This is a genomic window from Streptomyces sp. NPDC001514, assembly GCF_053597075.1.
This window is the reverse complement of record NZ_JBSFHO010000026.1, coordinates 19,186-43,824: the sequence shown is the minus strand read 5'-3', so window position 1 is coordinate 43,824 and position 24,639 is coordinate 19,186. Positions and strand designations below refer to the sequence as shown.

22 protein-coding genes are annotated in these 24,639 nt (G+C 70.5%); 17 read left to right on the top strand and 5 right to left on the bottom strand.

All coding sequences use genetic code 11. The features are described 5' to 3' along the window. The first annotated feature begins 370 nt into the window (after positions 1-370). From ACWCXB_RS25065 to ACWCXB_RS25050, 4 genes are all read left to right on the top strand, one after another. A complete protein-coding gene (locus tag ACWCXB_RS25065; protein WP_450725728.1) occupies positions 371-874 on the top strand; it encodes a hypothetical protein in 504 nt (167 codons plus the stop codon). A gap of 45 nt (positions 875-919) precedes the next feature. Beyond that, the gene (gene mptB, locus ACWCXB_RS25060; protein ID WP_450725727.1) at positions 920-2,473 is read left to right on the top strand and encodes a polyprenol phosphomannose-dependent alpha 1,6 mannosyltransferase MptB; all 1,554 of its coding nucleotides are present in this window, start codon (positions 920-922) and stop codon (positions 2,471-2,473) included. A gap of 581 nt (positions 2,474-3,054) precedes the next feature. Next, positions 3,055-3,513, top strand: coding sequence for a hypothetical protein (locus ACWCXB_RS25055; protein WP_450725726.1), 459 nt, complete (start codon positions 3,055-3,057; stop codon positions 3,511-3,513). Next, positions 3,510-5,630 carry a bifunctional polysaccharide deacetylase/glycosyltransferase family 2 protein gene (locus ACWCXB_RS25050; RefSeq protein ID WP_450725725.1) on the top strand — a complete coding sequence of 707 codons (2,121 nt, stop codon included), beginning with the start codon at positions 3,510-3,512 and terminating at the stop codon, positions 5,628-5,630. Before ACWCXB_RS25055 ends, ACWCXB_RS25050 begins: the two co-directional genes overlap by 4 nt. A 90-nt stretch (positions 5,631-5,720) precedes the next feature. Here the strand turns inward: ACWCXB_RS25050 and ACWCXB_RS25045 are convergent, their stop codons facing one another. Next, positions 5,721-6,230, bottom strand: coding sequence for a DinB family protein (locus ACWCXB_RS25045; protein ID WP_450725724.1), 510 nt, complete (start codon positions 6,228-6,230; stop codon positions 5,721-5,723). A gap of 143 nt (positions 6,231-6,373) precedes the next feature. Between ACWCXB_RS25045 and ACWCXB_RS25040 the strand changes: the two genes are divergently transcribed. Beyond that, a complete protein-coding gene (locus ACWCXB_RS25040) occupies positions 6,374-7,255 on the top strand; it encodes a S1 family peptidase (protein ID WP_450725723.1) in 882 nt (293 codons plus the stop codon). Between the two features lie 37 nt (positions 7,256-7,292). On the opposite strand, the gene ACWCXB_RS25035 is transcribed toward ACWCXB_RS25040, so the two are convergent. Next, positions 7,293-8,879, bottom strand: a complete 1,587-nt coding sequence (locus ACWCXB_RS25035; RefSeq protein ID WP_450725722.1) for an N-acyl-D-amino-acid deacylase family protein — start codon at positions 8,877-8,879, stop codon at positions 7,293-7,295. 222 nt (positions 8,880-9,101) lie between these two features. Further along, positions 9,102-10,382 carry an alanine racemase gene (locus tag ACWCXB_RS25030; protein ID WP_450725721.1) on the bottom strand — a complete coding sequence of 427 codons (1,281 nt, stop codon included), beginning with the start codon at positions 10,380-10,382 and terminating at the stop codon, positions 9,102-9,104. Positions 10,383-10,696: 314 nt separating this feature from the next. On the opposite strand from ACWCXB_RS25030, the gene ACWCXB_RS25025 reads away from it, so the two are divergent. The 3 genes from ACWCXB_RS25025 to ACWCXB_RS25015 are packed head-to-tail and all read left to right on the top strand — an operon-like array spanning position 10,697 to position 12,923. Beyond that, positions 10,697-11,770: a sugar kinase gene (locus ACWCXB_RS25025; RefSeq protein ID WP_450725819.1), complete on the top strand. Its 1,074-nt coding sequence runs from the start codon at positions 10,697-10,699 to the stop codon at positions 11,768-11,770. Continuing rightward, a complete protein-coding gene (locus ACWCXB_RS25020; protein ID WP_450725720.1) occupies positions 11,767-12,516 on the top strand; it encodes an IclR family transcriptional regulator in 750 nt (249 codons plus the stop codon). Before ACWCXB_RS25025 ends, ACWCXB_RS25020 begins: the two co-directional genes overlap by 4 nt. Next, positions 12,513-12,923 (top strand): RidA family protein, encoded by a 411-nt coding sequence (locus ACWCXB_RS25015; protein WP_450725719.1) that lies wholly within the window; start codon positions 12,513-12,515, stop codon positions 12,921-12,923. Before ACWCXB_RS25020 ends, ACWCXB_RS25015 begins: the two co-directional genes overlap by 4 nt. A gap of 124 nt (positions 12,924-13,047) precedes the next feature. On the opposite strand, the gene ACWCXB_RS25010 is transcribed toward ACWCXB_RS25015, so the two are convergent. Then, a complete protein-coding gene (locus ACWCXB_RS25010; protein WP_450725718.1) occupies positions 13,048-14,436 on the bottom strand; it encodes a M14 family metallopeptidase in 1,389 nt (462 codons plus the stop codon). A gap of 159 nt (positions 14,437-14,595) precedes the next feature. Between ACWCXB_RS25010 and ACWCXB_RS25005 the strand changes: the two genes are divergently transcribed. Together ACWCXB_RS25005 and ACWCXB_RS25000 are read left to right on the top strand one after the other, a co-directional pair. Then, the gene (locus tag ACWCXB_RS25005; RefSeq protein WP_450725717.1) at positions 14,596-15,882 is read left to right on the top strand and encodes an Nramp family divalent metal transporter; all 1,287 of its coding nucleotides are present in this window, start codon (positions 14,596-14,598) and stop codon (positions 15,880-15,882) included. 37 nt (positions 15,883-15,919) lie between these two features. Continuing rightward, positions 15,920-16,405, top strand: coding sequence for a hypothetical protein (locus tag ACWCXB_RS25000; protein ID WP_450725716.1), 486 nt, complete (start codon positions 15,920-15,922; stop codon positions 16,403-16,405). Between the two features lie 39 nt (positions 16,406-16,444). Here ACWCXB_RS25000 and ACWCXB_RS24995 read toward each other — a convergent pair whose 3' ends face one another. Further along, complete coding sequence (locus tag ACWCXB_RS24995) at positions 16,445-18,154, bottom strand: chitinase (RefSeq protein ID WP_450725715.1); 1,710 nt, start codon at positions 18,152-18,154, stop codon at positions 16,445-16,447. 214 nt (positions 18,155-18,368) lie between these two features. On the opposite strand from ACWCXB_RS24995, the gene ACWCXB_RS24990 reads away from it, so the two are divergent. From ACWCXB_RS24990 to ACWCXB_RS24960, 7 genes are all read left to right on the top strand, one after another. Next, the gene (locus ACWCXB_RS24990; protein WP_450725714.1) at positions 18,369-18,809 is read left to right on the top strand and encodes a DUF3592 domain-containing protein; all 441 of its coding nucleotides are present in this window, start codon (positions 18,369-18,371) and stop codon (positions 18,807-18,809) included. A 638-nt stretch (positions 18,810-19,447) separates the two neighbouring features. Then, positions 19,448-20,335, top strand: coding sequence for a hypothetical protein (locus tag ACWCXB_RS24985; protein WP_450725713.1), 888 nt, complete (start codon positions 19,448-19,450; stop codon positions 20,333-20,335). Between the two features lie 111 nt (positions 20,336-20,446). Then, complete coding sequence (gene cpaB / locus ACWCXB_RS24980) at positions 20,447-21,166, top strand: Flp pilus assembly protein CpaB (RefSeq protein WP_450725712.1); 720 nt, start codon at positions 20,447-20,449, stop codon at positions 21,164-21,166. Between the two features lie 7 nt (positions 21,167-21,173). Beyond that, entirely contained in the window at positions 21,174-22,439 is a 1,266-nt protein-coding gene (locus ACWCXB_RS24975; RefSeq protein ID WP_450725711.1) for an AAA family ATPase, read from the top strand. A gap of 3 nt (positions 22,440-22,442) precedes the next feature. Then, entirely contained in the window at positions 22,443-22,874 is a 432-nt protein-coding gene (locus ACWCXB_RS24970) for a TadE family protein (RefSeq protein ID WP_450725710.1), read from the top strand. A 5-nt stretch (positions 22,875-22,879) separates the two neighbouring features. Beyond that, complete coding sequence (locus ACWCXB_RS24965; protein ID WP_450725709.1) at positions 22,880-23,257, top strand: TadE/TadG family type IV pilus assembly protein; 378 nt, start codon at positions 22,880-22,882, stop codon at positions 23,255-23,257. A gap of 41 nt (positions 23,258-23,298) precedes the next feature. Further along, positions 23,299-24,636: a CpaF family protein gene (locus tag ACWCXB_RS24960; RefSeq protein ID WP_450725708.1), complete on the top strand. Its 1,338-nt coding sequence runs from the start codon at positions 23,299-23,301 to the stop codon at positions 24,634-24,636. Positions 24,637-24,639: the final 3 nt, after the last annotated feature.

Genomic DNA, 24,639 nt, shown 5'->3' with positions numbered 1-24,639 from the left:
CCACCTTCCAGATCAAGCTCATGGCCAGGCCAGGGGTGCGAGCTGGGCGCCGCTCAACAGGCCCCCTGCGTAGACATCTATATTACCGCGAACGTCATAATTCCTAGCGAAAGCCGCATTTATTTCCATTCGCAGGAAAAAGGTAAATGTCCTCGGGGTTTTAGGGTCCGGATTTCGCGAGAATGTGAAATTCCGTCGAAGCGGGTCGGCGCGGCCGAGCCCTGGACGGAGAAGAGGATGCCGCTCGTCCCAACTGCCCTGTGGGACAGGTGAATCCCGGTCACTCCGCGGTCAGGATGCGGCCTGTCCCGGCGGGCCTGATCCACGCCGGGCGAGCGTGAACCATCCGTCGGGCACAAGGAGTTACGGCATGCGTCGCATTCGCACGACCACGCTGACCGCAGGCGCCCTCGCGCCGGCAGGTGTCGCCGCCACTTGTGTGGCGATCGCGCCGGCCGCCACCGCCGCGACCCAGGGGTGCGTGGTCACCAACATCACCACCGGTGAGTACGAGTCGCAGGGCACGATCCGCACCAAGGCCGCGAGCAGCTGCATCGTCGACCGCACGGTCCAGGGCATCGAGGACGCGGATGAGGCGGCCCGTGCCGACCGGGGGGCCGGGGCGGCGTACGCCGCGTGCATGGCTCCCGTGGAGGCCGTACGGGAGCCGTTGCGCATCAGCCGCCGCACGGCCTTTCAGGCGTCGGAGCCACCGAGGCCATCGACGAGGGCAACCACGTCCACTGTGCCTGGGAGTAGCGAGGCCCGGGCCCACGCCCGTCACTCCGGCCGGTCACCCCGGCCCGTCGGTCGGGGTGACAGGCGTGGGCCGGCCGGCCGCACGACGAGGCCCGCTCCCAGGCGGGCGCTGTAGGCTCGGCGAATCCGTGCGGACCGGGTGGGGATGAACTGACTGCTCATGTGGATGCTGAGTAAGGCCGGGCCACGGCGGACAGGCGCCGCCGGCTCGCTGGCGATCGCTGTGGGCGGTCTGGCGGCCGGGACGCTGCCCGCGCGTGAGCCGTGGGGGCTCTGGGTCCCGTACGGGCACGGGGTGACGGTCACCGCCGCCGTACTGGCGTATCTCGGGCTGACCCTGCTGGTCCTGGCCTGGTGGGCGTACGGGCGTCAGCTCGCCGCGGGGGAGACGGGCGAGACGGGCGAGACAGGTGAGGCGGCGAAGGCGGACGGGGTGCACGACGTGCGCCACGTGCGTCATGTGCTCGTCACCCTCGGCTGGTGGGCCGCGCCGCTGGTCCTGGCGCCGCCGCTGTACAGCGCCGACGTGTACAGCTACATAGCGCAAGGCGCGATGGTCCTCGAAGGCCATGACGCCTATGCGCACGGGCCTTCGGTCCTCGGCCCCGGCTCGCTCGGGGCCGACGCCGCGGCGAGCGTGGGCGGGAACTGGACCGAGACGCCCGCGCCGTACGGCCCGGTCTTCCTGCTGTTCGCGAAGGGCGTGACCTGGGCGACGGGCGGGGAGATCGTGCCGGCCGTTCTCGGGCTGCGGCTGACAGCGGTGGGTGCGCTGGTCCTGACGGTGTGGGCGGTGCGGCACCTGGCGGCGGAGTGCGGCGTCGGTGAGAGCCGCGCACTGTGGCTGGCGGTACTCAATCCGCTTCTGCTGGTGCATGTCGTGGGCGGCATGCACAACGACGGGCTGATGATCGCCCTGATGCTGACCGGCGTCGTCTGCGCGCTGCGCGGGCGGTGGTTGCTGGGCAGTGCGGTCGTCGCCCTCGCGATGATGATCAAGTCGCCGGCCGCGGTCGCCCTGCTCTTCATCGGCGTGATCGTCATCCGTGATGCCGGCCGGGCGTCCCGGCGGCCGGTCGCGCTGCGCGCGGTGAAGGGCGTCCTCGGCCCCGGGCTGGTCGCCGCCGCGATAGCGGTCGCGACCACCGTGCTCGGCGGTACCGGCTTCGGCTGGCTGCGGACGCAGAGCGTCGCCGCGGCGATACACACGCCGCTCTCGCTCACCAGCGACCTCGGCCTCGCGGCCGGGTACGCGGCGCGCCTGCTCTCCGGTGATGTGGACCCGGCAGCGGTCAAGAGCGTGACGCAGACTCTCGGCCTCGCCGCCGCCGTCGCGGTCATCGCCGTCCTGGCCTACCGCTCCCTGCGCGGGCGGATGCATCCCGTACGCGGCCTGGGCCTCGCTCTGTCGGCACTCGTCGCGCTCTCGCCGATGGTGCAGCCCTGGTATCTGCTGTGGGGTACGGCGACGGTTGCCGCGACCGCAGTGGAGAGCGACCGAGTTGTCCGGATTCTGATGGTCCTCTCCGTGTCCCTCGTCTACGAGACCCAGCCCTCGGGCCACACCCCGGCGTACGGCTTCGTACTGGCCGCCGTCGCGGCTGCGGCCGCGGTGCCGGCACTGCGGCGGCACAGGGAGCCCGCCGCTGCCGAGGGGCCCGCACTACCTCGGCCCCGCACGGAAGCGGACTTCCTCTCGGGCGCGAGCCGCTAGGCCCTTGGGCGTCGCCTTGCGGCGAGCCCCCGGGCGCCCGCGCCTCGTCCCCCTGCGCCCGGCGGGCGTGGCGCATTTCGGCGGGGCTGGGCGGAGGGGCTCTGACCCGAACCCCGGATGTCACGCTCCCCCTTCGCTCTCGGGCGTGATGGACCGCGCCCCGTCCGGTTCGCGTCCGAGGATCCGCGCGTCGTCGACCGCGCCCGCCAGGGTGGCCAGGGCTCTGCCCCGAGCCCCGAGCCTCGGGCCCAAGGCCTTGCGGTGCGGGCCGGCCTGTTCCACAAACCGGGCCCGGCCGTGTCCCGTCCGGTTCGCGTCCCGGGTTGGCCGCGTCATGGGCCGCGCCCGCCCGCCACGGCGGTCAGGGGCGCTGCCCCGATCCCCGGCCCCAACGCCCTGCGGTGTGGGTCGGGGCGGGGGGCCCGGGTTACGGGACTCCGGTCCGCGTTCCAGGGGCGATGCGCCGCCACGCCGCCCGCCCGGGCGACCGCTGCGCGGAGCGTGATCGGAATGGCGTCGATGATGTCGGGTTTCGCACCCGGCTTCGAAATGGAGTCCTTGAGTCCATAGAATCCGCGGCTGTGAGCCGCCAGGAGAATCCGGTATTCGTCGACGCCTCGGGGCGCCGCCGCCGCCTCGTGAGGTATGCGTCGGTTGCCCTCGGTATCGCGTGCGTCTGTTTCGTCGCTGTTGTCCTGGGCGGGCTCTTCGGTGCCGGGCCGGCCGGCGGCCCGCTGCCCTGGAGTCAGAGCCGGGAGGAGTCCTCCCCGACGGCCGAGGAGCCGACGCCGTCCACGGCCGAATCCGGGGAACCCGGCGACGGCGAAGAGGGCGGCGACCCGATATCGGATACGGGCGCTCCCTCGGCCTCCGGCTCCCCGGGCCCCGACGCGTCCAGGAGCCCCGGCACCGACGGTACTGGCACGTCCCCCACGGCCGAGGCGCCCACGGCGGGCGGTGCCGCGGCGAGCGTCCCGCCCGGGAACTCGGGCAACGCACCCCGGCACTCGCCCACCGCGGCCGGAAAGGGACCCAAGTGACCCGGCACGCCATACGCCGGGATCCCCGGGCCCACTGGGTGCTGCTGACGCTCACCCTGGTCGTCGCCGCCACCGCCCTGCTCTTCAGCGGATACGGGCGGCACGAGATAGCCCCGACCGCCGCGCCCGCCACCCGCTGCCCGGGCGCCCCCGATCCCGGGTTCGACAGCGGGCCCATCCTGCGGCAGGACCCCAAGACCGGCGGAATCGCCGCCGGACGGATGCCCTCCGGTACCGTCGCCCTCACCTATGACGGCGGCCCCGACCCGGCCTGGACCCCGCGCCTGCTCGACCTGCTGAAGCAGCACCAGGCCAAGGCCACCTTCTTCCTCACCGGCACCCAGGCCGCCGCCCACCCCGACCTCGTACGCCGGATCAGGGACGAGGGCCACGAACTCGGCTCGCACACCTACACCGACGCCAATCTCGCCGCGGTCTCCGAGCCCCGGGCCCGGCTCGAACTCGCCCTCACACAGAACGTCCTCGCGGGCACCGCCGGCATCGGTACGCATCTGCTGCGCTTCCCGCACACCGCCGGTGCCGCCTCCTTCTGCGGCGACATGGCCCAGGCCGCACGGCAGGCCATGGTCGACGGCTACGTCCTCGTCACCGCCGACCCCGCCGCCGACCCCGCCGAGCCCGACAACTCCGCCGCCGACGGCACCGGCGTCCGCCAGTTCACCGGCTCGGCGGCAGTCGTCGCCGAAACCGAGCGGCTGCTGACCGCCGACCGCGGCAGCCGGGTCGGCGACCGGATCACGTACACGACCGTCGGCGCAGGCCTCGGCCTTCCGGGCACGACCTACGACGTCGGCACTGCCGCCGAGTGGCGGGGCGCCGCGGTCGTCCGCGCCCAGCAGGCCTCCCGGGCCTTCGCCGACGCCATGACGTGGTTCCTGCTCGCGGCGGGCGTGATCACGGCGGCCCGGCTGGTGATGCTGTTCACGGTCGCCCGCGTGCATGTGAAGCGCGTACGGGCCAAGCGCTCCCGGCGCCGCGGCGCCCCGCGGTTCCCGCCGCTCACCGACCCGGTCTCGGTGATCGTCCCCGCGTACAACGAGGAGGCGGGCATCGAGGCGACCGTGCGTTCGCTGCTGGCCTCCACCCATCAGGCCGTCCAGATCATCGTCGTCGACGACGGCTCCACCGACCGGACCTTCGAGATCGCGGACGCGATCGACGACCGCCGTGTCATGGTGATCCGCCAGCCCAACTCCGGGAAGGCCGCCGCCCTCAACACCGGCCTCGCCTGGGCCCACTTCGACATCATCGTGATGATCGACGGCGACACCGTCTTCGAACCCGACGCGGTCTTCAACCTGATCCAGCCGCTCGCCGACCCGCGCGTCGGCGCGGTCAGCGGCAACACCAAGGTCGGCAACCGACAGGGCGTACTCGGCCGCTGGCAGCACCTCGAATACGTCATCGGCTTCAATCTCGACCGCCGCATGTTCGACGTCATGGAGTGCATGCCGACCGTTCCCGGCGCGATCGGGGCGTTCCGCCGCGACGCCGTCGTGGGCGTCGGAGGCGTCAGCGACGACACCCTCGCCGAGGACACGGACCTCACCATGGCCCTGGGCCGGGCCGGCTGGCGCGTCGTCTACGAGGAGTCGGCGATCGCCTGGACCGAGGCCCCCTCGACGGTGCGCCAGCTGTGGAAGCAGCGCTACCGCTGGTGCTACGGCACGCTTCAGGCCATGTGGAAGCACCGTGGCGCCGTGCTGGAGCGGGGCGCCGCGGGCAAGCTCGGCCGCCGTGGCCTGACCTATCTGCTGCTGTTCCAGACGGTCCTGCCGCTGATCGCCCCGCTCGTCGACGTCTTCGCCCTGTACGGGCTGCTGTTCCACGGCGCGGGGCAGGCGGTTGCGGTCTGGCTCGCCTTCACCGCGGTCCAGGTCTTCAGTGCGGTGTACGCGCTGCGGCTGGACCGGGAGAAGTTCGAGCCCTTGTGGACCCTGCCGCTCCAGATCTTCGTCTACCGCCAGCTCATGTATCTCGTGGTCGTCCAGTCGGTGGTCACGGCACTGACGGGCAATCGGCTCCGTTGGCAGCGCACGCAGCGTACGGGCTCGGCGACGGACGTCCTCGAGGACCGCGCCGCGGTGCGTACCTGACGGGGGCCCTCAGGCCTCCCGCCGGGAGGCCTGAGCCTGAGGGGAGGCTGTCGGGAGGCCCGTCCTGGGCCTGGCCTGGGCCGCCCCGCCCTACGCCCCGACCGTCCCGTCGATCCCTTCCCGGAGGAAGTCGGCGTGGCCGTTGTGGCGCGCGTACTCGTGGATCATGTGCAGCATCACCAGCCGCAGCGACACGTGCTCGCCCCACCGCGGCTGGTACCCGGTCACCTCGAGCGACTCCGCCTCCTGCTCGATGCGCCGGGAGTGCTCGAGCTCGGTCTCCCAGGCGTCGAACGCCTCGGACCGCGTGGCCTTCGTCGCGTCGTACGCCACCTGGTAGTCGCCCTCGTCCGACCACACGAGCGGGATGTCCTCAGCGGCGATCACCCGGCGGAACCAGGTGCGTTCCACCTCCGCCATGTGCCGGACCAGGCCGAGCAGCGAGAGCGTCGAGGGCGGCATCGACGTCCGGCGCAGCTCGTCGTCCGTGAGCCCTGCGCACTTCATGGCAAGGGTGGCGCGGTGGAAGTCGAGGAAGGCGCGCAGGGTCTCGCGCTCGTTGCCGCGCAGGGGCGGGGAGATGCGGTCGTCGGTTTTCACGGAGTCACCGTAAGGCAGGGCGGGAGCGAGGGCCGGGGGCTGACCGAAAAGAGTGCCTTGCCGGGCCGGGCGGGGGCCCCAACAATGCGCATGACAAACCGAAGGCCACTTCGGTCACTCAAGTCGCAAGAGGGGACCCCCACATGAACAAGCCTCTCGTCGGCGCGCTGCTCGCCCTCACCCTCCTCGGGGCGGGAGCCGCTCCCGCGTCGGCGTCGCCTTCGTCCGCGCCCGCGTCCGTGCCTGCATCCGCACCCGTATCCCCGCCCACGGCGCCGGCCGTAGACGTCAAGGCCGTCGACTTCGCCGGCACCGTCGCGCTCAGCAACTGCTCCGGCTCCGTCGTCCGCACGCCCGACTCCCAGCCGAACGACCCGGCGCTCGTCCTGTCCAACGGCCACTGCCTGGAGACCGGGTTCCCCGCGCCCGGCCAGGTCCTGGTCGACCGTCCCTCGTCCCGCTCCTTCGGCCTGCTCAACTCCGCCGGGACCAGGGTCGGCACACTCCGAGCGAGCAAGATCGCGTACGGGACGATGACCGACACGGACATCTCGCTGTACGAACTCACCCGCACCTATGCGCAGATAGAGAGCCGCTACGGCATCAAGGCGCTGGAGCTGAACGCCGCCCACCCGGTCCAGGGCACCGCCATCAAGGTGGTCTCCGGCTACTGGAAGCGCATCTACAGCTGCAACATCGACGGCTTCGCCTACCGCCTCAAAGAAGGCGCCTGGACCTGGAAGGACTCGGTCCGCTACACCTCCACCTGCGACGTCATCGGCGGCACTTCGGGCTCGCCCGTCATCGACGTCGCCACCGGAAAGGTCGTCGCCGTCAACAACACCGGCAACGAGGACGGCGGCCGCTGCACCGACAACAACCCGTGCGAGGTCGACGAGAACGGCAACGTCACCGTCCGCCAGGGCATCAACTACGCGCAGCAGACGTACATCGTCGTCCCCTGTGTCGGCACCGGCAACAAGATCGACCTGAGCCGGCCGGGCTGCACCCTCCCCAAGCCGTAGCAGCCCCTCGGCCATGGCCCGGGCCGTGGCCCTCCGGTCACGCCGTCCGGCGGATCGCCCTCCCGGCCAGCACGTCCGTGCGCTTCCCGTCCTCGATCACGAACTTGCCGTCGATCAGGACGTGCGGAATCCCGGCCGGGAGGGTGCGTGGCTCGCCGTACGTCGAACCGGCCGCGACCGTGTCCGGGTCGAAGAGCACGAGGTCGGCGCGGTAGCCCTCGTGCACATGACCCCGGTCGGGGAGACGGAGCCGGGCGGCGGGCCGCGATGTCAGACGGGCCACGGCCTCCTCGAGGGACAGGACGCCGAGTTCGCGGGCGTACCGTCCGAGGTACTGCGGGAAGGTGCCGTACGCGCGCGGATGCGGCTTGTCGCCCTGGAGGATGCCGTCGCTGCCGCCCGTGTGGACGCGGTGCCGCATGATCGCGCGGACGTTCTCCTCATGGCCGACGTGCTGGAGGATCGTCGATCCGAGCCGGTCCTCGATCAGCAGCCGGCGGGCGGTCGCCCAGCCGTCCAGGCGGCGGCCGACATGACCGGCGAGACCCGGATCGCTCACTCCGGAGATCTCGATGGTGTCCCATTCCATCGGCACCCCGTGGCAGCCGTCGGAGCCGAGGACTTCGAGGTGGTGGCGGATCCTCTCGGCGGTCGCGTCGTCCTGGAGGCGGGCGAGGACCGCCTCAGGTCCGCCCTCGCCCGCCCAGCTCGGCAGCAGCGCGACGAGCGTCGTACAACCGGGGGTGTACGGATATGTGTCGAGGGAGATGTCGGCGCCCGCGTCGAGCGCCTCGTCGAGCAGGGCGAGCAGCTCGGGCGCGCGGCCCTTGTTCACGCCGAAGTTCATGGTGGCGTGGGCGAGATGGAGGGCGCAGCCCGCCTCGCGGGTGAGGCCGACCATCTCCTCGTACGCCTCCAGGGCGCCCGCGCCGTACGAGCGGTGGTGCGGGCAGTAGTAGCCGTCGTAGCGCGCCACCACCCGGCACAGCTCGGTGAGTTCGGCGTCGTTCGCGTACATGCCCGGGGTGTAGGTGAGGCCCGAGGACATGCCGACGGCGCCCTGCTCCAGGCCCTCGGCGACGAGCTGCTTCATGCGGCGCATCTCGTCCTCCGTGGCGGGGCGGTCGTCCCAGCCGACGGCGTACATCCGCACCGTCCCCTGCGGGACGAGATAGGCGGCGTTGACGGCGATACCGCGGCCGCCGAAGTTCCGGTCGAGGCGGTCCAGGTACTCGCCGACCGTCCGCCAGTCGAAGTCGACGTCCGACCCGTCGCCGTTCCAGCCGGTGATCGCCCGGCGGACCTCGTCGAGCGTGCGGTCGTCGACGGGCGCGTACGACAGCCCGTCCTGGCCCAGGACTTCCAGGGTCACGCCCTGTGCGGCCTTGGCGCTGTGGTCGGGGTCCCGGAGGAGCGCGAGGTCGCTGTGCGCGTGCATGTCGATGAAGCCGGGGGAGAGAGCGAGTCCGTCGGCGTCCAGCAGGCGCTGCGCGCCGGGGCGCGAGCCGCCCTGCCCCTCGCGGTGCACGGCGGTGATGCGCCCGTCCGTGATGCCGACGTCGGCGCGGTACGAGGCGGTGGCGGTGCCGTCGATGACGCGCGCGTCGCGGATGACGAGGTCCATGGGGCGCGTGCCTTTCTCCGTCTTTCGGGGCTCTGCCCCGGGCCCCGCGCCTTCCCGTGACCGGGAGGCTGGGCCGGGGCCCCACCCCGGTACCGGCCGGTGGGCCCGGGTGTCCGTCCTCAAGCGCCGGACGGGCTGGATTCAGCCTTGCCGGCGTTTGAGGCGCGGGGCCGGGGCGGAGCCCCGGTGCGGGGAGGGGCGGGTGCGGAAACCGAGCTGGTGTCAGAAGAACGTACGGATGTAATCCGTGACCGTGCCGTCCGCCTCCACCACCGGAATCAGCTGCCACTTGTCGAACGACGTGCACGGGTGCGAAAGACCCATCCCGAGCCAGTCCCCGACCTCCAGATCCGCCCCCGCCTCCGTCCGCACCCACCCGTGCTGGTCGGACAGCCCGGTGACCGTGAGGCCGGTGGCCGGGCGGAGCTCGCCGTCGCGGGCGTCCCGTACGACCTGGGCAGCGGGCAGATCGAGGTCGTAGGCGGCGTCCCGCTTGCCCGCGTTGGTGAACGCCTGCTGCGGCGTCGGGCGGGAGACGACCTGGGCCCAGAGCCGGAACGCGGGCTCCAGGGCGCCCTCCTGCGGCACCCGGTTGAAGGGCGTGAGGTGCTTGTAGTGGCCGTCGTCGTGCGAGACGTACGCGCCGGAGCGCAGGAGCTTCAGCACCGGAACGGACAGCTCCGGGATTTCGGCGAAGACTTCGGCGACGGTGTCGAACCAGGCGCTGCCGCCCGCGCTGACGACGATTTCCTCGGTCCCCGCGAACCGGCCGTCCTTGTCGAAGGCCGTGGCGAGGGAGACGAGTCGGCGCAGCCAGTCCCGTACCCGCTCGGGTGTCGCGTCCGGGACCTCGCCCTCGTAGCCCGCGACGCCGACCAGGCGCAGGGTCCCGGTGGCGGCGACCGCGTCGGCGACGGCCGCGCAGTCGGCCTCGGTACGGGCGCCGGTTCGGGCGCCGTCGCCCGCGCCGAGTTCGACGACGACGTCGACGGGGCGGCTGGCGCCGGCCGCCGTGAGGGCCTCGTCCATCAGCTCGACGCCGCGCACGGAGTCGACGTAACAGACGAGCCGGAAGTCGGGGTCGCGCTCCCGCTCGCCCGCGAGCCAGCGCAGGGCGGCGGCGTCGACGACCTCGTTCGCGAGGAAGATCCGCTGGATGCCGTAGGCGCGGTACACGCGGACCTGGTGCGGTACGGCGGCGGTGATGCCCCACGCCCCGTGCTCCAGCTGGCGGACGAAGAGCTGGGGCGACATGGAGGTCTTGCCGTGCGGGGCGAATGCGAGGCCGTGGCGCTCGGCGTACGTCTCCAGGAGGGCGAGGTTGTGCTCCAGGGACTCCGCGGAGAGGGCGAGTACGGGGGTGGTGAAGCCGCCGGTGAAGAGGTTGCGGCGCTGGGCGGCCAGCTCGCCGACGGTGAGGCCCTCGGCATCCGGCGGGAGCGCCTTGAAGCGATGGTCGACGCGCTCGTTCGCGAGCTGCTCGACGGCGTTGTCGGCGGGCATGGGAGCCTCCTCGAAGAGTACGGTTGCAGTATGTGCAACGGTCATTGCGCATATCGCTAAAGGGTGTCTAACATCCGGGCCAATGCCGGGTCAATGGACCCACATGACCGGTGAGGAGTACCAGGGTGACCGGAACAGCGGCCGTGGGCGCGGCCGGGGCCGAGCCCGTGGACACGGCCGCGACGGAGTTCGTGGACAGTGGCGTCGCCGCGGCCGCGGACGCGGGAGACGCCGTGGGAGACGTCGCGGAAGACGCCGTGGGAGACGCCGTGCGCGCGGCCGTCGACGCGGACGTGGTCTGCCTCGGCGAGTCCATGGTCACGTTCCTGCCCTCGCGTCCCGGCCGCCTCGCCGACGTCCCCTCCTTCGTCCGCACCATCGGCGGTGCCGAGTCGAACGTCGCGTGTGCGCTGGCGGCGGCCGGGCACCGTGCGACGTGGGTCAGCAGGGTCGGCGCGGACGGCTTCGGCGACCATCTGATCGCCGCCGTCGCGGCGTACGGCGTCGACACCTCCGCCGTCCGGCGCGATCCGGTCCGGCCCACCGGCATCTACTTCCGCACCGCCACCGACCGTGCCACGGACACGCACGAGGTCATCTACTACCGGGCCGGCTCGGCAGCTTCCGCCATGTCGTCGGAGAACATCCCGTACGAGGCTCTCGCGCGGGGCCGCATCCTCCATCTCTCCGGCATCACCGCGGCCCTGTCCCCGGACTGCCTCGCCCTGATGCGCGCCCTGACCGCCCGCCGCCCCGGGCGCCCCCTCCTCTCCTTCGACGTCAACCACCGGCCCGGCCTCTGGCGTGACGACCCGTCCGTCCTGCTCGACCTGGCACGCGGCGCCGACCTCGTCTTCGTCGGCGAGGACGAGGCGGAGGAGGCATGGGGCCTGTGCGGCGCGGAGGCGATCCGGGAAGCGCGCCCGGAGCCGGAGGTGCTGGTGGTGAAGCGGGGCGCGCGGGGCGCAACGGTCCACGCCCGCCCGGCCCACCCCGCCCACGCCCGCCCCCTGGAGCCCGTCCGGCGTTCGAGGGCGGCCACACCGGCTCACGCGCCGGTACCGGGGCGGAGCCCCGAGAAGGGGGACACCGTCACCCACGTCCCCGCCCCCCGCGTCGACGTCGTCGCCCCCGTCGGCGCCGGCGACGCCTTTGCCGCGGGGTTCCTCTCCGCCACCCTCCGCGGACTCGGCGACACGGCGCGGCTCCGCCACGGGCACCTGATGGCCGCCGCCACCCTCACCGTCCCCGGCGACCTCGGCACCCCACCCCCCGTCGCCCTCGCCGACCGCCTTGCCGCCCTCGACGACGACGCCTGGGAGAGACTTCACCTCGGCCCCGGCTGGACGGCAGCCGCGCAGGCAATGGAGGAGGTACGTGCGTCATGAGCCAGACCGTCGACCGCGCCCTGAGCATCCTGCCGCTGCTCGCGCAGGGCCCCGCAGACCTCGGACAGGTCGCCGAGCGCCTCGGCGTCCACAAGTCCACCGCTCTGCGGCTCCTCCGCACCCTTCACGAGCACGGCCTCGTCTACCGTCAGCAGGACCAGCGCTACCGCCTCGGCGCCCGCCTCTTCGCCCTGGCCCAGGAGGCCGTCGAGAACCTCGACATCCGTGAGATCGCCCATCCCCACCTCGTCGCGCTCAACGAGCAGATCGGGCACACCGTTCACCTCGCGGTGTACGAGGAGGGCGAGGTCCTCTACATCGACAAGGTCGAGAGCCGCTATCCGGTCAGGATGTACTCCCGTATCGGCAAGCCCGTCGCCATCACCGTCGCGGCCGTGGCGAAGCTCCTCCTCGCCGACTTCCCCGAGCCCGAGCGCCGCGCCCTCGCGGAGAAGCTCGACTACCCCATGTACACGCCCCGCTCGATCCCGAACGCCGCCGCCTTCCTCAAAGAGCTGGCGACCGTACGCGAACAGGGCTGGGCCACCGACCTCGGTGGCCACGAGGAGTCCATCAACTGCGTCGCGGCCCCCATCCGCGGCGCGGACGGCCGTGTCGTCGCCGCCGTGTCGGTCTCCGCGCCGAACGTCGTCGTCACCGCCGAGGAACTCCTCACCCTGCTCCCGTCGGTGCGCCGCACAGCCGACGCCATCACCCGCGATTACTCAGGCAAGGACACCGCATGACCGAGAAGACCGCGATCACCCCCGCCACCCACACCACCCCGCCCGCCAAGTTCTCCCACGGCGTCCGCAAAGGCAACATCCTCCAGGTCGCGGGCCAGGTCGGCTTCCTCCCCGCCGTCGAGGGCCAGGCCCCCACCGTCGCCGGCCCGAGCCTGCGCGAGCAGACCCTCCAGACACTCGCCAACGTCGCATCGGTCCTCGAGGAGGGCGGCGCGAGCTGGGACGACGTGATGATGATCCGCGTCTACCTCACGGATACGGCCCACTTCGCCGAGATGAACGCCATTTACGACGCGTACTTCGAGGAGCAGGGCCTCAAGGAGGCCCCCGCCGCACGTACGACGGTCTACGTCGGTCTCCCCGCCGGACTGCTCATCGAGATCGACGCCCTGGCGGTCCTGAGCTGATCTCCCTAGGCCCTGTCCGTGGCGGGCTTCGCGGTGGCGGCGGCGTACTGAGCCTGGCCGTCCAGATCTGCGAGAGTGGGGCGTCCGGGACTTCCTGTCCCGGGCGCCCCGCCCTGTCAGTGCGTCAGCCCGTGCAGTACTGCTGCTCCTTGCCGATCGACCGGTACATGCAATCGGAATTTTCCAGCAGCTGCAGCACCGCGTCGCGGTTACGGTTCGTCTCGCGCTCGATCACCTCGTCGGGCGGGTAGAAACCGCCGCCGCCGAAGCCCGTCGGATACATCTCGAACGTATACGCGAAGATCTTCTGGTTGCCCCACAGCCAGTCGTCGATGGACCCGTCCGTGATGTACAGGTCGCTCGACTGCTCGGCCGTGTAGCCGTTGCTCGCGGCCATCTTGCCGCCGACGGTGGCGAAGGCGTCGCGGTCGTCCTGGGTCATGCCCGGGGCGGTGTTGGCCGTCGTGTAGCCGTACGGCCACAGCACCAGCTCGCTGTACGTGTGGAAGTCGATCCCGGTCTTGATCTGCTGCTTCCCTCCCACGACCCGGGAGCGCACGAAGTCGGCGACGACCTTCACCTCGGGGGCGGACTCGGCTGCCCGGCCGCGGTAGGTCTCGGAGCTTGTGGAGCCCGAAGAGCCGCCGCAGCAGCCCCACTTGAAGTTCCAGTTGCGGTTCATGTCGGTGCCGACGTACGACGAGCCCGAGTTGGGCTGCCGGTTCTTGCGCCAGCTGCGGTAGGAGCCGGTGGCGATGTCGTACTCGCCGCCGTCCGGGTTGAGGTCGGGCACGATCCAGATCTCGCGGCCGTTGACGGCGTTCGTGACGCGCGAGTCCGTTCCGTAGTCGTCGCCGAGCTCGCGCAGCAGATAGAGCGCCATCTCGACGGTGAGGTGCTCGCGGGCGTGCTGGTGGTGGGTGAAGAGGACCTCGGGCTCGTTCTCGTCCGTGGCGACGTTGTCGCTGATCTTGATGGCGACGATGTCCCGGCCCTGGTAGGACTTGCCGATCACCCGTTTGCTCATGATGTTGGGGTGGGCGGCGATGCGCTGGTCGATCTCCGCGTTCATCTCCGCGTAGTTGTGGTAGCGCGCGTCCGCGGACGGGAAGTCGAGCGGCCCGGCGGCCGCGCCCGGAGCCCTGCGGGCCGGCGGTGCGGGCAGGGGTTCGAGTACGTGGCCGACGGCGCGGAGGCGTTTCGCCTGGGCGGCGTTGGCGCTGATGACGATCGTGTGCTCGTCGACCTCGTCGATCGAGACGCCCGTCGCGGCGATGGCGGTGCGCTCGGCGACGGTGGACGGACCGTGGATCTCGTACTGCCGGACCTGCTCCTCGGCCTCGGCGGCGGCTGCGGCCTTGGCGTCGGTGGCGGCCGCGCGGGCGCGGTCCGGGTCCGGGGCGGGCGCGGCGGTCGCCGTGAACGGGGCCGCTACGGCGAGCGCGAGCAGGGTCGCGAGGGCGGCGGACCGAGTGACGGACCTTCTGCCGCTGCCGCGTGTGCGAAGTCGCATGCTGTCTCCTGGGTAGGGAGTGTGGGGGTGACTCAGTGCGACGTGTACGGCGTGCTTGTGGTGCGGGTGTGACGGGCACATGGTGGGGGTCTGGCATGCCCCGGTCAAGGGCGTGCTTCGGCCACGAGTTCGATGATGAGCAGAAAGGCGGCCGCAACCATGGCAGACACGACCGAAGAAGACACAGGATCAGACAAAGGGGTGGTGATCTCCCCACCCCGCAAGGCGAGCTGGCGGCTCATCGGCCCGGGCATCGTCGTCGCCGCGACCGGCGTCGGCGCCGGTGACCTCGTCGCGACTCTGATCGCGGGCAGCAAGTTCGGCTACACCCTCCTGTGGGCCGCGGTCATCGGCTGCCTCGTCAAGATCTCCCTCGCCGAGGCGGCGGGCCGCTGGCACCTCGCGACCGGCCGCACCCTCTTCGACGGCTGGCGCAGCCTCGGCCCCTGGACCACGGTCTACTTCGCGGTGTACGTCGTCGTCTGGGGCTTCGTGTACGGGGCCGCGGCGATGTCGTCGAGCGCGCTCCCGCTCGCCGCGCTCTTCCCGGACCTGATGAACCTCAAGTGGTGGGCCGTGCTGTGCGGCCTCGTCGGACTGGTCTTCGTCTGGTTCAACCGGTACGCCGTCTTCGAGAAGGTCATGACGCTGCTGGTCGGCGTGATGTTCGTGGTCACGGTCTATCTCGCGGTCCGCGTCACCCCGCACCTCGGCGACGCCGCCGCCGGCCTCGTACCCGTCCTTCCGGACGGCTCGCTCCTCTACACCCTCGGCCTGATCGGCGGCGTCGGCGGCACGATCACGCTCGCGGCGTACGGCTACTGGGTCAACGCCAAGGGCTGGAGAGACGCGAGCTGGATGAAGGTCATGCGGCTCGACAACCGGGTCGCCTACATCACGACCGGCATTTTCGTCGTCGCGATGCTCTTCGTCGGTGCCGAGCTGCTGCACTCCGCCGGCATCGCTCTCGCCAAGGGCGACAAGGGCCTGCTGGACCTGGGGGACATCCTCGCCGACCGCTACGGCACGGCCACGGCCAAGCTCTTCCTGGTCGGCTTCTTCGCCACGTCCTTCACCTCACTGATCGGCGTCTGGCACGGCGTCAGCCTGATGTTCGCGGACTTCGTGTCCCACTACCGCCCCGCCCTCGCCCCGCCGGGGACGGCCCGCGAGAAGTCGCCGGCGTTCCGGGCGTACCTCCTGTGGCTCACCTTCCCGCCGATCGCGCTGCTCTTCCTCGACCAGCCCTTCGGGCTCGTCATCGTGTACGGCGTGATCGGCGCCTTCTTCATGCCGTTCCTCGCGCTCACCCTGATCTGGCTGCTCAACTCGGAGCGCACGCCGGCGCAGTGGCGCAACGGGCTGCTGAGCAACGGGATGCTGGTGGTGGCCGGACTGCTGTTCGTCGTGCTGTGCGTGCAGCAGGTGCGGGAGCTGCCCTGGTAGGGACGCGGTCATGCCCGGCCCGGTCATACTTACGTACATGACCTATGGCGGCTACCCGGACCAGCACCACCCCCAGGCACCTCCCGGCTTCGGCCCTCCGATTCCCGTGCCCCCGTCCTACGGTCCGCCCCCGCCGCACCAGCCCGCCTATGGTCCGCCCGGGGCGCCGCAGGCACCCCACTCGCCCCACCAGCCCCAGCCGCTCCTTCCCGCCGGCCCGGAGTTCGTCGCGCACGACCGCCACAACTCCGTCATCGTCGACCCGACGGGTGTGGCCCTGGAGATCCAGGGCCACACCCTGGAGTTCCCCTGGGCGGCGATCTCGACCGTCCACTTCGCCCCGGCACCCTTCGGCACGGTCCTCATGGTGGCCGTCGCCCTCCCGGGAGGCATGCTCTACGAGTGCCGCGTCGTCGCCCGCCGCAAGGCGCAGCTGCAGCAGTGGCTGGCGGAGCTGGGCCCTGTGCTCCAGCACTACCTGGCGAACGCGAATCCGAACGCGAACCGCCCACCGGCTCAGTAGGCCGATGGGCGGTTCACGTGCGCCAGGTGTGCTTCGCTGCTACGGCAGGTTGTGGACGTGCGGCCCCACCGCGTTGGACCAGGCGTTCCCGGCCGTCGCGTCCCAGTTCGTGGACCAGGTCATCGCGCCGCGCAGGCTCGGGTACGTACGCGAGGGCCTGAAGGAGCCGCAGTTCGTGCCACGGGCGAGGCAGTCGAGGGCGTTCTTCACGATCTGCGGGTCGACGTAACCGCTGCCCGCGCCCCGGGTGGACGCCGGGACGCCGATGCCGACCTGGGACGGGTCGAGTCCGCCCTCCAGCTGGATGCAGGCGAGCGCGGTGAGGAAGTCGACCGAGCCCTGCGAGTAGACGTTGCCGTCGCAGCCGTTCATCGAACCGCTGTTGTAGTACTGCATGTTGACGACCGTGAGGATGTCCTTCACGGCGAGTGCGGTCTTGAAGTACTCGGTGTTGGTGTTCTGCATGTCGATGGTCTGCGGCGCCATCGTCAGCACGAGCGACGAGCCCGCCTTCTGCGAGAGCTGCCGGAGCGCCTTCGTCAGATAGGTGGAGTTGATCCCGTGCTCCAGGTCGATGTCGATGCCGCTGAAGCCGTAGCTCTGCATGAGCGCGTACGCACTGTTGGCGAAGGCGGTGGCGGACGCGTCGCTGTTGATCGTGACGTTGCCGCGCTCGCCGCCGACCGAGAGGATCACCGACTTGCCGGCGCTCTTCTTGGCGCTGATGTCGCTCTTGAACTCGTCGACCGAGCCGTAGCCGACCGCCGGGTCCAGGTTGAAGGTGATCTCACCGGCTGTGGTGGTCGATTCGGCGAACGACACGGCGATGATGTCGTACTGCGCCTGGACGTCGCGCAGCTTCTGCACGGTCGCGCCGTTGTTGAAGTTCTGCCAGTAGCCGGTCAGGGCGTGCTTCGGCACGACGGGATTGCCGCCACCGCCGCCGGACGTCGTCGTCCCGGTCACGGCCGCGGACTTCGCCGACTCGCCGGCCGCGTTGGTCGCGCTCACCTGGAACTGGTACGAGGTCGACGCGGCCAGACCCGACACGAGCGCCGACGTGCCCGTCACCGACTGCACCTTGGTGCCGTCGCGGTACACGTTGTACCCGGTCGCGCCGGACGACCCGCTCCAGCTCAGCGCGACGGAGGACGAGGTCACCGTCCCGACGGCCAGCCCGCCCGGAGTGGGCGGCACCACCGGGTCCGGGTCACCGCCGCCGCCTCCGTCGGGCCCGAAGACCGAGATGTCGTCGGCGTGGTAGGCGGGCTGCCCGTACCACCCGTGGGTGTACACGGTCACCGAGGTCGTACCGGCCCCCGTCGTGAAGCTCGTGGTCAACTGCGACCACCCGGAACCGCCGGGCGTCCACGTCGACACATCCGTGGTCCCGGTGCCGCTCGCCCCGAGATACACGTACGAGCCCTGCACCCATGCACTCAGCTGGTACGTCGAGCTGGGCTTCACGGCCACGGTCTGCGAACACTTCGCATTGTCCTGCCCGGAGGGCGTCCCCTTGAGCGCGGCGGCTCCGCCGTGCACGGGCGACATCACGATCGTGCCGCTCCCGGCGGTGCACGACCAGTTCGTGAGCCCGGACTCGAACCCCGCGTTCTTGGCGTTGTTCACATCGGCGGCCTGCGCGGTCCCGGCCCCACCGGCCAGCCCGAGCCCGGCGCCTACGGCCAGCGCCAGGATTCCGCCGAGGAGTCTGCGTCTGCGGGTACGGATGCGTGGGGGTCGGTCCATGTGGTGCCTCCGTGGGGAGTTGGGGGAGGGGGAGGTACGGACAGGAACGGTGGCCACCGCTGGGCGTACAAGTTGGTCCAGACCAATCGGGTTGTCAAGACCTGTGGCGGGAGGCCGTATACGAGCGCCCGCTACGCCCCCCGGCAGGCATCCCGATGACGAGGTCGGCGACCATGGTCGGGAACAGGCGTGATCCGGACGGGACGAGGTGTGCATGAGCGGTATCGAGTGGCTGTCGTTCGCCGCGCTGGTCGGCCTGCCGATCCTCGGGCTCGGATTCCTCTTCGCCCGTCTGCTGCGCCGGCTGCTGCGGATCCTCCGTGTGATGACAGGCGGCGCGAAGGCGGAGGGCGTCTGTGTCGATGTGCGTGACACCTCGTCCCGTTCCGATCCGGGAACGTCGCACCGGCATCACGTCTTCGCGTTCGAAACGGGCGAAGGGCAGCGCATCGAGTACGTCGAGGACGCCGCGTCCATGGGGACCCCGCGCGGCTATCGGACGACGGTCCACTACGACCCGGCGGATCCGGCCCGGACGGCCACGATCGCGGGCCGTGACGACATGGCGCCGGTGCTGGTGCCGGGCTGCGCGCTGGTGGCCACGGGCGTGTTCCTCGTGATCCTGTTCTGGATCGCCTGCACCGTGCTCCTGTGAACGGGCCGGGGCTCGTGCGAAGCCCCCGCCGCCAAGTCAGCCCGCGTCCTGCAACCGGTCGGCCGCGTAACCCGCCACACAGCCCACTGCCACCACGGCATTCGCCAGGAGCAGGCCTTCGGCGTCGAGCTCCTGCCACTGCGTCACCAGGTAGAGCGACTGGGCGCGACCGGTACGGCGAGTGCGGCGGTCAGATGGTGGACGGCCGACTCGCGGAACGGATACCGGTGCAGCCGGGCAGCAGTGCGAGGATCCCCGCCCCTGGCCCCTCGTCCCGTCGGGCGGGGGCCCCCGGGCAGCCGTACCGCGTCATTTGTCAGCCTCCAAGGCGTGTCACGCACTCCCGTACGCAGAATCGGAATGAGGAGCGTACGACCGCGAATCCCGCGCCGGCATGGGCCCCAAGGCCCACGCAGGGCCCAAAGCGGAGGCTGGACCACCAATTCCACGTGGTAATACGGAAGTTAACTACTGACGCCTTCGTCCAACTTTGAGTGTGTGCATGTCGTGAGTGTTGTCGCACACCGATCAGAAAGGTGTTCTCTGCCTCGTAGGACGTGGATAAAGTGCTGAGGCAGGAGCACGAGCAGAGAGAACTGCGGTTGCCGGGCATCCCGGCAGCTGGAGCCGAACGGGGAATGAGCGTGCCGACCGCCATAGCTGTCACCAGTGCTGACCTGGTGCTACCACCAACCGATCAGCAGACGCCCACAGCTGCGCTGTTACAGTCACCCGATGCGCAGCCGCTGGAGGCTGCGCTCGCCGACATGCACGTCCTGCTGGAGCAGCACGGCTACGTCGTGGCGCTCTATCCCGCTTCGATCCCGGCCGCGCACGAACGCAGACTGCACACCGTCCGCTCGGTCCTGGAGAGCGACCGCATCGCTCTGATGAAGCTGGACCTGCCCCCGCTCGGGGTCGCCGTGCTCGTCCGGCAGTTGCGGCAGCTCTCCATCTGCGATTTCAGCGCCGGAGTCGTGGCCTCCGCCGCGCGGCTGCTCTCGCACTACATCTATGCCGGAGCTCTGCTCAACTCGGTCGCCAAGCTCGACCGGGTGCCGGTGAGCCTCAAATCGCACGCCAAGTCATGGGTCCCCGGCTCACAGTTCGGCGTCCTCGCGAATCCGTCTCCGCAGCTGATCAAGATCGGTGCTGACGGCCTGCTCGCAGGTCCCGAGTTCGGTACTCAACTGCTCACCGCGAAGGGACAGCTGCAGAGCGACTGGGTGGCCACGACCCTCGCTCCCGCCTGGCGTGCCCAGGGCATCCAGGAGACCGCCCTCCCGGCCGAATCGGCGCGGTGGTGGGGTACCGCCAAGATGATCGAATTCGCCGCCTACCTCCCGGACATCTCCGTCATCTACCAGCTGGTCGCCTCCGTACGGCGGGAGATGTGTTCCTGGTGCGGAATGGAACTCATCGGTGACCGCTGCGGGTTCTGCTCCGCGCCCCTCGCACCGGCCGAGAACCAATCCCACGCTCCTGGTGTCCTGAACCAAGGAACACCAATGCACCACGGGTCGTAGCAGCCCGCGGGTGGTCGTTCGGGCCGGTGGCGGATTGCCCCGGCGCAGGCCCGGTCGCCCCCGCACCGTCCGCTCCGTCAGTCCACGTCTCCCAACGAGGTTGTCCCACTCATGAATTCACGGCAGCGCCGCGGCGTCATTCTTCTGCTCCTCTCGGTCCTCTGCGCCTTCGGCGCGTTCGTAGGCGTGCTCTCGGTGGTCAGCGATGTGAATTCCAAGGTCGGGCCGGAGGTCGACGCCTACCGCATCAAGTCGGACGTCGCTCCGTACACGGCGTTGCAGCCGGGGCAGTTCGAGAAGATCAAGATGCCGAAGCGCTGGCTCTCCCAGAACGCGGTGACCGACATATCCGTGGTCGACGGCAAGATCGCCGTGACCCAGCTGCGCAAGGGGTCGCTGCTCCAGGACGACATGATCGTCAAGCGCCCGGAGCTGCAGGCGGGCGAGCAGGAGATCGCCATCATGATCGACGCCGCGACCGGCGTCGCCGGCAAGATCACCCCTGGTGACACGGTCAACATCTTCGCCACCTTCGGCGCCGAGGGGAAGGACAAGGGCGAGGCCGCCGAGTCCCGCATCATCGTCGCCAACGCCAAGGTCATCGACGTCGGCAAGCTGACCGCCCTGGAGCCGAAGGGCGACGACCGGGACCGCGCCGCCACCGAGGCCGTGCCGATCACCTTCGCCCTGAACACCACGGACGCTCAGCGCGTCGCTTATGCCGAGTCCTTTGCCGTACACGTACGCCTCGCCCTGCTCGCCAAGGGCAGCCCGACCACGCTGCGCCCGGGTGACGGCAAGTACACCCTCGACGAGGACAGGAACAAGTGAGGACCGAATGAGCACCAGAATCCTCCCGGCCGTCGGCGACGCCGATGCCGTCCGGTCCATCACCACCCTGCTCAGCCAGCTCCCGGAGGCGGAGCCGGCGGGGCCGGTCGGTGATTCGACGTCACTGCTCGACACGCTCGCGCGGCTGGCCGCCGAGTCGCTCGACGAGCTGCCCGAGGTCGTGCTCGTCCACGAGCGGATCGGTCCGGTACCGGCACTCGAGCTGATCCGGGAGGTGGCCCTCCGCTTCCCTGCGGTCGGGGTCATTCTGGTCACCGCCGACGCCAGCCCCGGCCTCTACTCGGCGGCGATGGATTCCGGAGCACGCGGTCTCGTCGGACTCCCGCTCTCGTACGAGGAACTCGTCCAGCGCGTACAGGCGGCGGCCTCCTGGTCCGTCGGCGTACGCCGCCACCTCGGCCAGGGCGGCGACGTGTTCACGGGACCCGGCGGCACCGTCGTGACCGTGTCCGGTGCCAAGGGCGGCGTGGGCACCACGCTCACCGCGGTTCAGCTCGCGCTGGCCGCCCGGGCGTCCGGGATGAACACCGCGCTGGCGGACATGGACCTGCAGGCCGGTGACGTCGCCTCCTACCTGGACGTGCAGTTCCGCCGGTCGATCGTCGACCTCGCCGGCATCCAGGACATCTCGCCGCGCGTGCTGCAGGACGCCGTCTTCAGCCACCAGACGGGGATAGGGCTGCTGCTCGCCCCGGGTGAGGGCGAGCGGGGCGAAGAGGTCAACGACAGGGCCGTACGGCAGATAGTGAGCGCCCTGCGCAACCGCTACGAGGTCGTGATCATCGACTGCGGTACGCAGATGAACGGCGCCAACGCGGCAGCCATCGAAATGGCCGACATCACTGTGCTGGTGACGACTCCGGACGTTGTCGCGGTCCGTGCCGCCAAGCGCATGGTCCGGCTCTGGGACCGGCTGCAGATCCGCAAGGCCGAGGAGACGACCACACTGGTCAACCGGTTCATCCGGAACACGGAGATCCAGCCACCACTCGTGGAGAGGATCACCGGTACCCGTGTCGCCCGGTCGGTCGTCCCCGCCAACTTCAAGGAACTGCAGGCCGCCGTCGACGCGGGCCGTATGCAGGACCTGGAGAGCAGGTCCACGGTGAAGCAGGCGCTGTGGGGGCTGGCCGGTGAGCTGGGAATCGTCAAGACACCCGAGGGCAACGAGAAGGCCGGTAAGTTCCGCAACGACCGGGGCTCCATCGGTGTGCGGCGCCGGCGAGGCGGCCGATTCGAGGGGGAGAGTTGACCGATGCGTGTGCTGAGCGCACCACCTGCTGCTTACGCGGCGGCGAGCAGCCGTGGCGGACGCCGGAAGCGGGACCGTGGCCAGGTGGCCGTCGAGTTCCTCGGCATGTTTCCGCTGATCATGATCGTGTGCGTCCTGCTGTGGCAGTGCGCCCTGCTGGGCTACACGTACATCCTCGCGGGGAACGCGGCGGACGAGGGCGCGAGGACGGGAGCGGTTGCCGCCGGGTTCCAGCGTGACCAGGAGTGCCGGCAAGCCGTCGAGAGCCAACTGGGCTCCTGGCTGGACGGCTCGGACGTCGACTGCGGCGCGGGCAACGGCTTCGACGGGCTCTACGAGGCCCATGTCACGTTGAAGGTGCCCATCCTCTTTCCCGGCACCGTGAGCTTCCCCTTCAAGGTCACCGGCGAAGCCGGCTTCGTCGAGGAGGGCTGAGGGACATGAGCGCACTCATCCGAAACCGGCGTGACCGGGGCATCGTGTCCCTCGAGTTCGCCGGATTCCTGCCGCTGCTGCTGATCCTCGGCCTGGGCGCCATCCAGCTCGGGGTGGCGGCGTACGTCGCATCGCAGGCAGGCACCGCGGCACGGGCCGGGGCGCGTGCCGAGACCGACGACGACTTCAGGACCCAGGGGGAGTACACGGCGCGGCACGTCGTCAGCGACTGGCTGCAGGACAGCTTCCAGGAGTTCGACTACAGCCCGCGGAACGGCGGCGACGAAGTGACCGTCACCGTCAGGATCAAGATTCCCTCCCTCGTTCCGGGCATCAAGGACTGGGGGGACGCCGAGCGCAGCTCCACCATGCCCAGCGACTGACCCGGAGAGCACCACACCCAGTACGACCGAGGAGTACGCACATGAGCCTGCGGGCACGCATCAGCGCCCCCGAGGAACGAGGAGGCGGACGGGACGACGGCCACCTGGTGGCCACGTACCGCGCCAAGCTCCTCGAGGAGATCGACCTCGCGGAGATGTCGGCGCTCGCCGCGGCGGAGCGCCGGGCGCGGCTGGAGCGCGTGCTCGGGCACATCATCAGCCGCGAGGGTCCCGTCCTCTCCGCCACCGAGCGGTCGCAGCTGATCCGTCGTGTCGTGGACGAGGCCCTCGGCCTGGGTGTGCTGGAACCGCTGCTCGAGGACGCGTCCATCACCGAAATCATGGTGAACGGACCCGATCAGATCTTCGTCGAGCGCGGTGGCCGGGTCGAACTGCTGCCGATGCGCTTCGCTTCGAACGAGCAGCTGATGCAGACGATCGAGCGCATCGTCTCCACGGTCAACCGCCGGGTCGACGAGTCGAACCCCATGGTCGACGCCCGACTGCCCTCCGGTGAGCGTGTGAACGTCATCATCCCGCCGCTCGCCCTCTCCGGCGCCACACTCACGATCCGGCGCTTCCCCCGGGCCTTCACCCTGCGCGAGATGATCGGGTTCGGTTCGCTGGACGAGCAGATGCTCTACCTGCTCTCCGCACTCGTCCAGGCCAAGCTCAACATCATCGTCTCCGGCGCCACCGGCACCGGAAAGACGACGCTGCTCAACGCCCTGTCCGGGCTGATCCCCGAGGGGGAGCGCGTCATCACCATCGAGGACTCCGCCGAGCTCCAGCTCCAGCAGCAGCACGTGATCCGGCTCGAGTCCCGCCCGCCGAACGTCGAGGGCAAGGGGCAGATCACCATCCGCGACCTGGTCCGCAACTCGCTGCGTATGCGCCCCGACCGCATCATCGTCGGTGAGGTCCGTGGCGGCGAAACGCTTGACATGCTCCAGGCAATGTCGACCGGTCACGACGGCTCGCTCGCAACCGTCCACGCCAACAACGCCGAAGACGCGATCATGCGACTGCAGACCCTGGCCTCCATGTCCGAGGTGAAGATCCCCTTCGAGGCCCTGCGCGACCAGATCAACAGCGCCATCGACTGCATCGTCCAGCTGACCCGGAACGCCGACGGCGCGCGAAAGATCACCGAGATCGCCGTGCTCGACTCACGCGGCCGGGAGCCCTTCCGGCTGGCCACGGTCGCCCGGTTCAACGCCCGGCCGATGGCCGCCGACGGGCGCATCCACGGCGAATTCCAGTACTTCCCGCTCCCGCGCCGAGTCGCCGACCGCCTCTTCATGGCCAGCCAGCCCATCCCGCAGGCCTTCGGCGTCGCGACACACGAGGACCAACTCGCCACCCGAGAGGCCAAGTAGGTA

Bases quoted from the DNA above. Each gene is read 5' to 3' on its own strand.
- ACWCXB_RS24990 (WP_450725714.1), top strand. From the start codon at position 18,369: ATGAGCGGTATCGAGTGGCTGTCGTTCGCCGCGCTGGTCGGCCTGCCG.
- cpaB (WP_450725712.1), top strand. From the start codon at position 20,447: ATGAATTCACGGCAGCGCCGCGGCGTCATTCTTCTGCTCCTCTCGGTC.
- ACWCXB_RS24970 (WP_450725710.1), top strand. From the start codon at position 22,443: ATGCGTGTGCTGAGCGCACCACCTGCTGCTTACGCGGCGGCGAGCAGC.
- ACWCXB_RS24995 (WP_450725715.1), bottom strand. From the start codon at position 18,154: ATGGACCGACCCCCACGCATCCGTACCCGCAGACGCAGACTCCTCGGC.
- ACWCXB_RS24960 (WP_450725708.1), top strand. From the start codon at position 23,299: ATGAGCCTGCGGGCACGCATCAGCGCCCCCGAGGAACGAGGAGGCGGA.
- ACWCXB_RS25005 (WP_450725717.1), top strand. From the start codon at position 14,596: ATGGCAGACACGACCGAAGAAGACACAGGATCAGACAAAGGGGTGGTG.
- mptB (WP_450725727.1), top strand. From the start codon at position 920: ATGTGGATGCTGAGTAAGGCCGGGCCACGGCGGACAGGCGCCGCCGGC.
- ACWCXB_RS25025 (WP_450725819.1), top strand. From the start codon at position 10,697: ATGGTCACGTTCCTGCCCTCGCGTCCCGGCCGCCTCGCCGACGTCCCC.
- ACWCXB_RS25020 (WP_450725720.1), top strand. From the start codon at position 11,767: ATGAGCCAGACCGTCGACCGCGCCCTGAGCATCCTGCCGCTGCTCGCG.
- ACWCXB_RS24965 (WP_450725709.1), top strand. From the start codon at position 22,880: ATGAGCGCACTCATCCGAAACCGGCGTGACCGGGGCATCGTGTCCCTC.
- ACWCXB_RS25030 (WP_450725721.1), bottom strand. From the start codon at position 10,382: ATGCCCGCCGACAACGCCGTCGAGCAGCTCGCGAACGAGCGCGTCGAC.
- ACWCXB_RS25040 (WP_450725723.1), top strand. From the start codon at position 6,374: ATGAACAAGCCTCTCGTCGGCGCGCTGCTCGCCCTCACCCTCCTCGGG.
- ACWCXB_RS25035 (WP_450725722.1), bottom strand. From the start codon at position 8,879: ATGGACCTCGTCATCCGCGACGCGCGCGTCATCGACGGCACCGCCACC.
- ACWCXB_RS24985 (WP_450725713.1), top strand. From the start codon at position 19,448: ATGAGCGTGCCGACCGCCATAGCTGTCACCAGTGCTGACCTGGTGCTA.
- ACWCXB_RS25015 (WP_450725719.1), top strand. From the start codon at position 12,513: ATGACCGAGAAGACCGCGATCACCCCCGCCACCCACACCACCCCGCCC.
- ACWCXB_RS25010 (WP_450725718.1), bottom strand. From the start codon at position 14,436: ATGCGACTTCGCACACGCGGCAGCGGCAGAAGGTCCGTCACTCGGTCC.
- ACWCXB_RS25065 (WP_450725728.1), top strand. From the start codon at position 371: ATGCGTCGCATTCGCACGACCACGCTGACCGCAGGCGCCCTCGCGCCG.
- ACWCXB_RS25000 (WP_450725716.1), top strand. From the start codon at position 15,920: ATGACCTATGGCGGCTACCCGGACCAGCACCACCCCCAGGCACCTCCC.
- ACWCXB_RS24975 (WP_450725711.1), top strand. From the start codon at position 21,174: ATGAGCACCAGAATCCTCCCGGCCGTCGGCGACGCCGATGCCGTCCGG.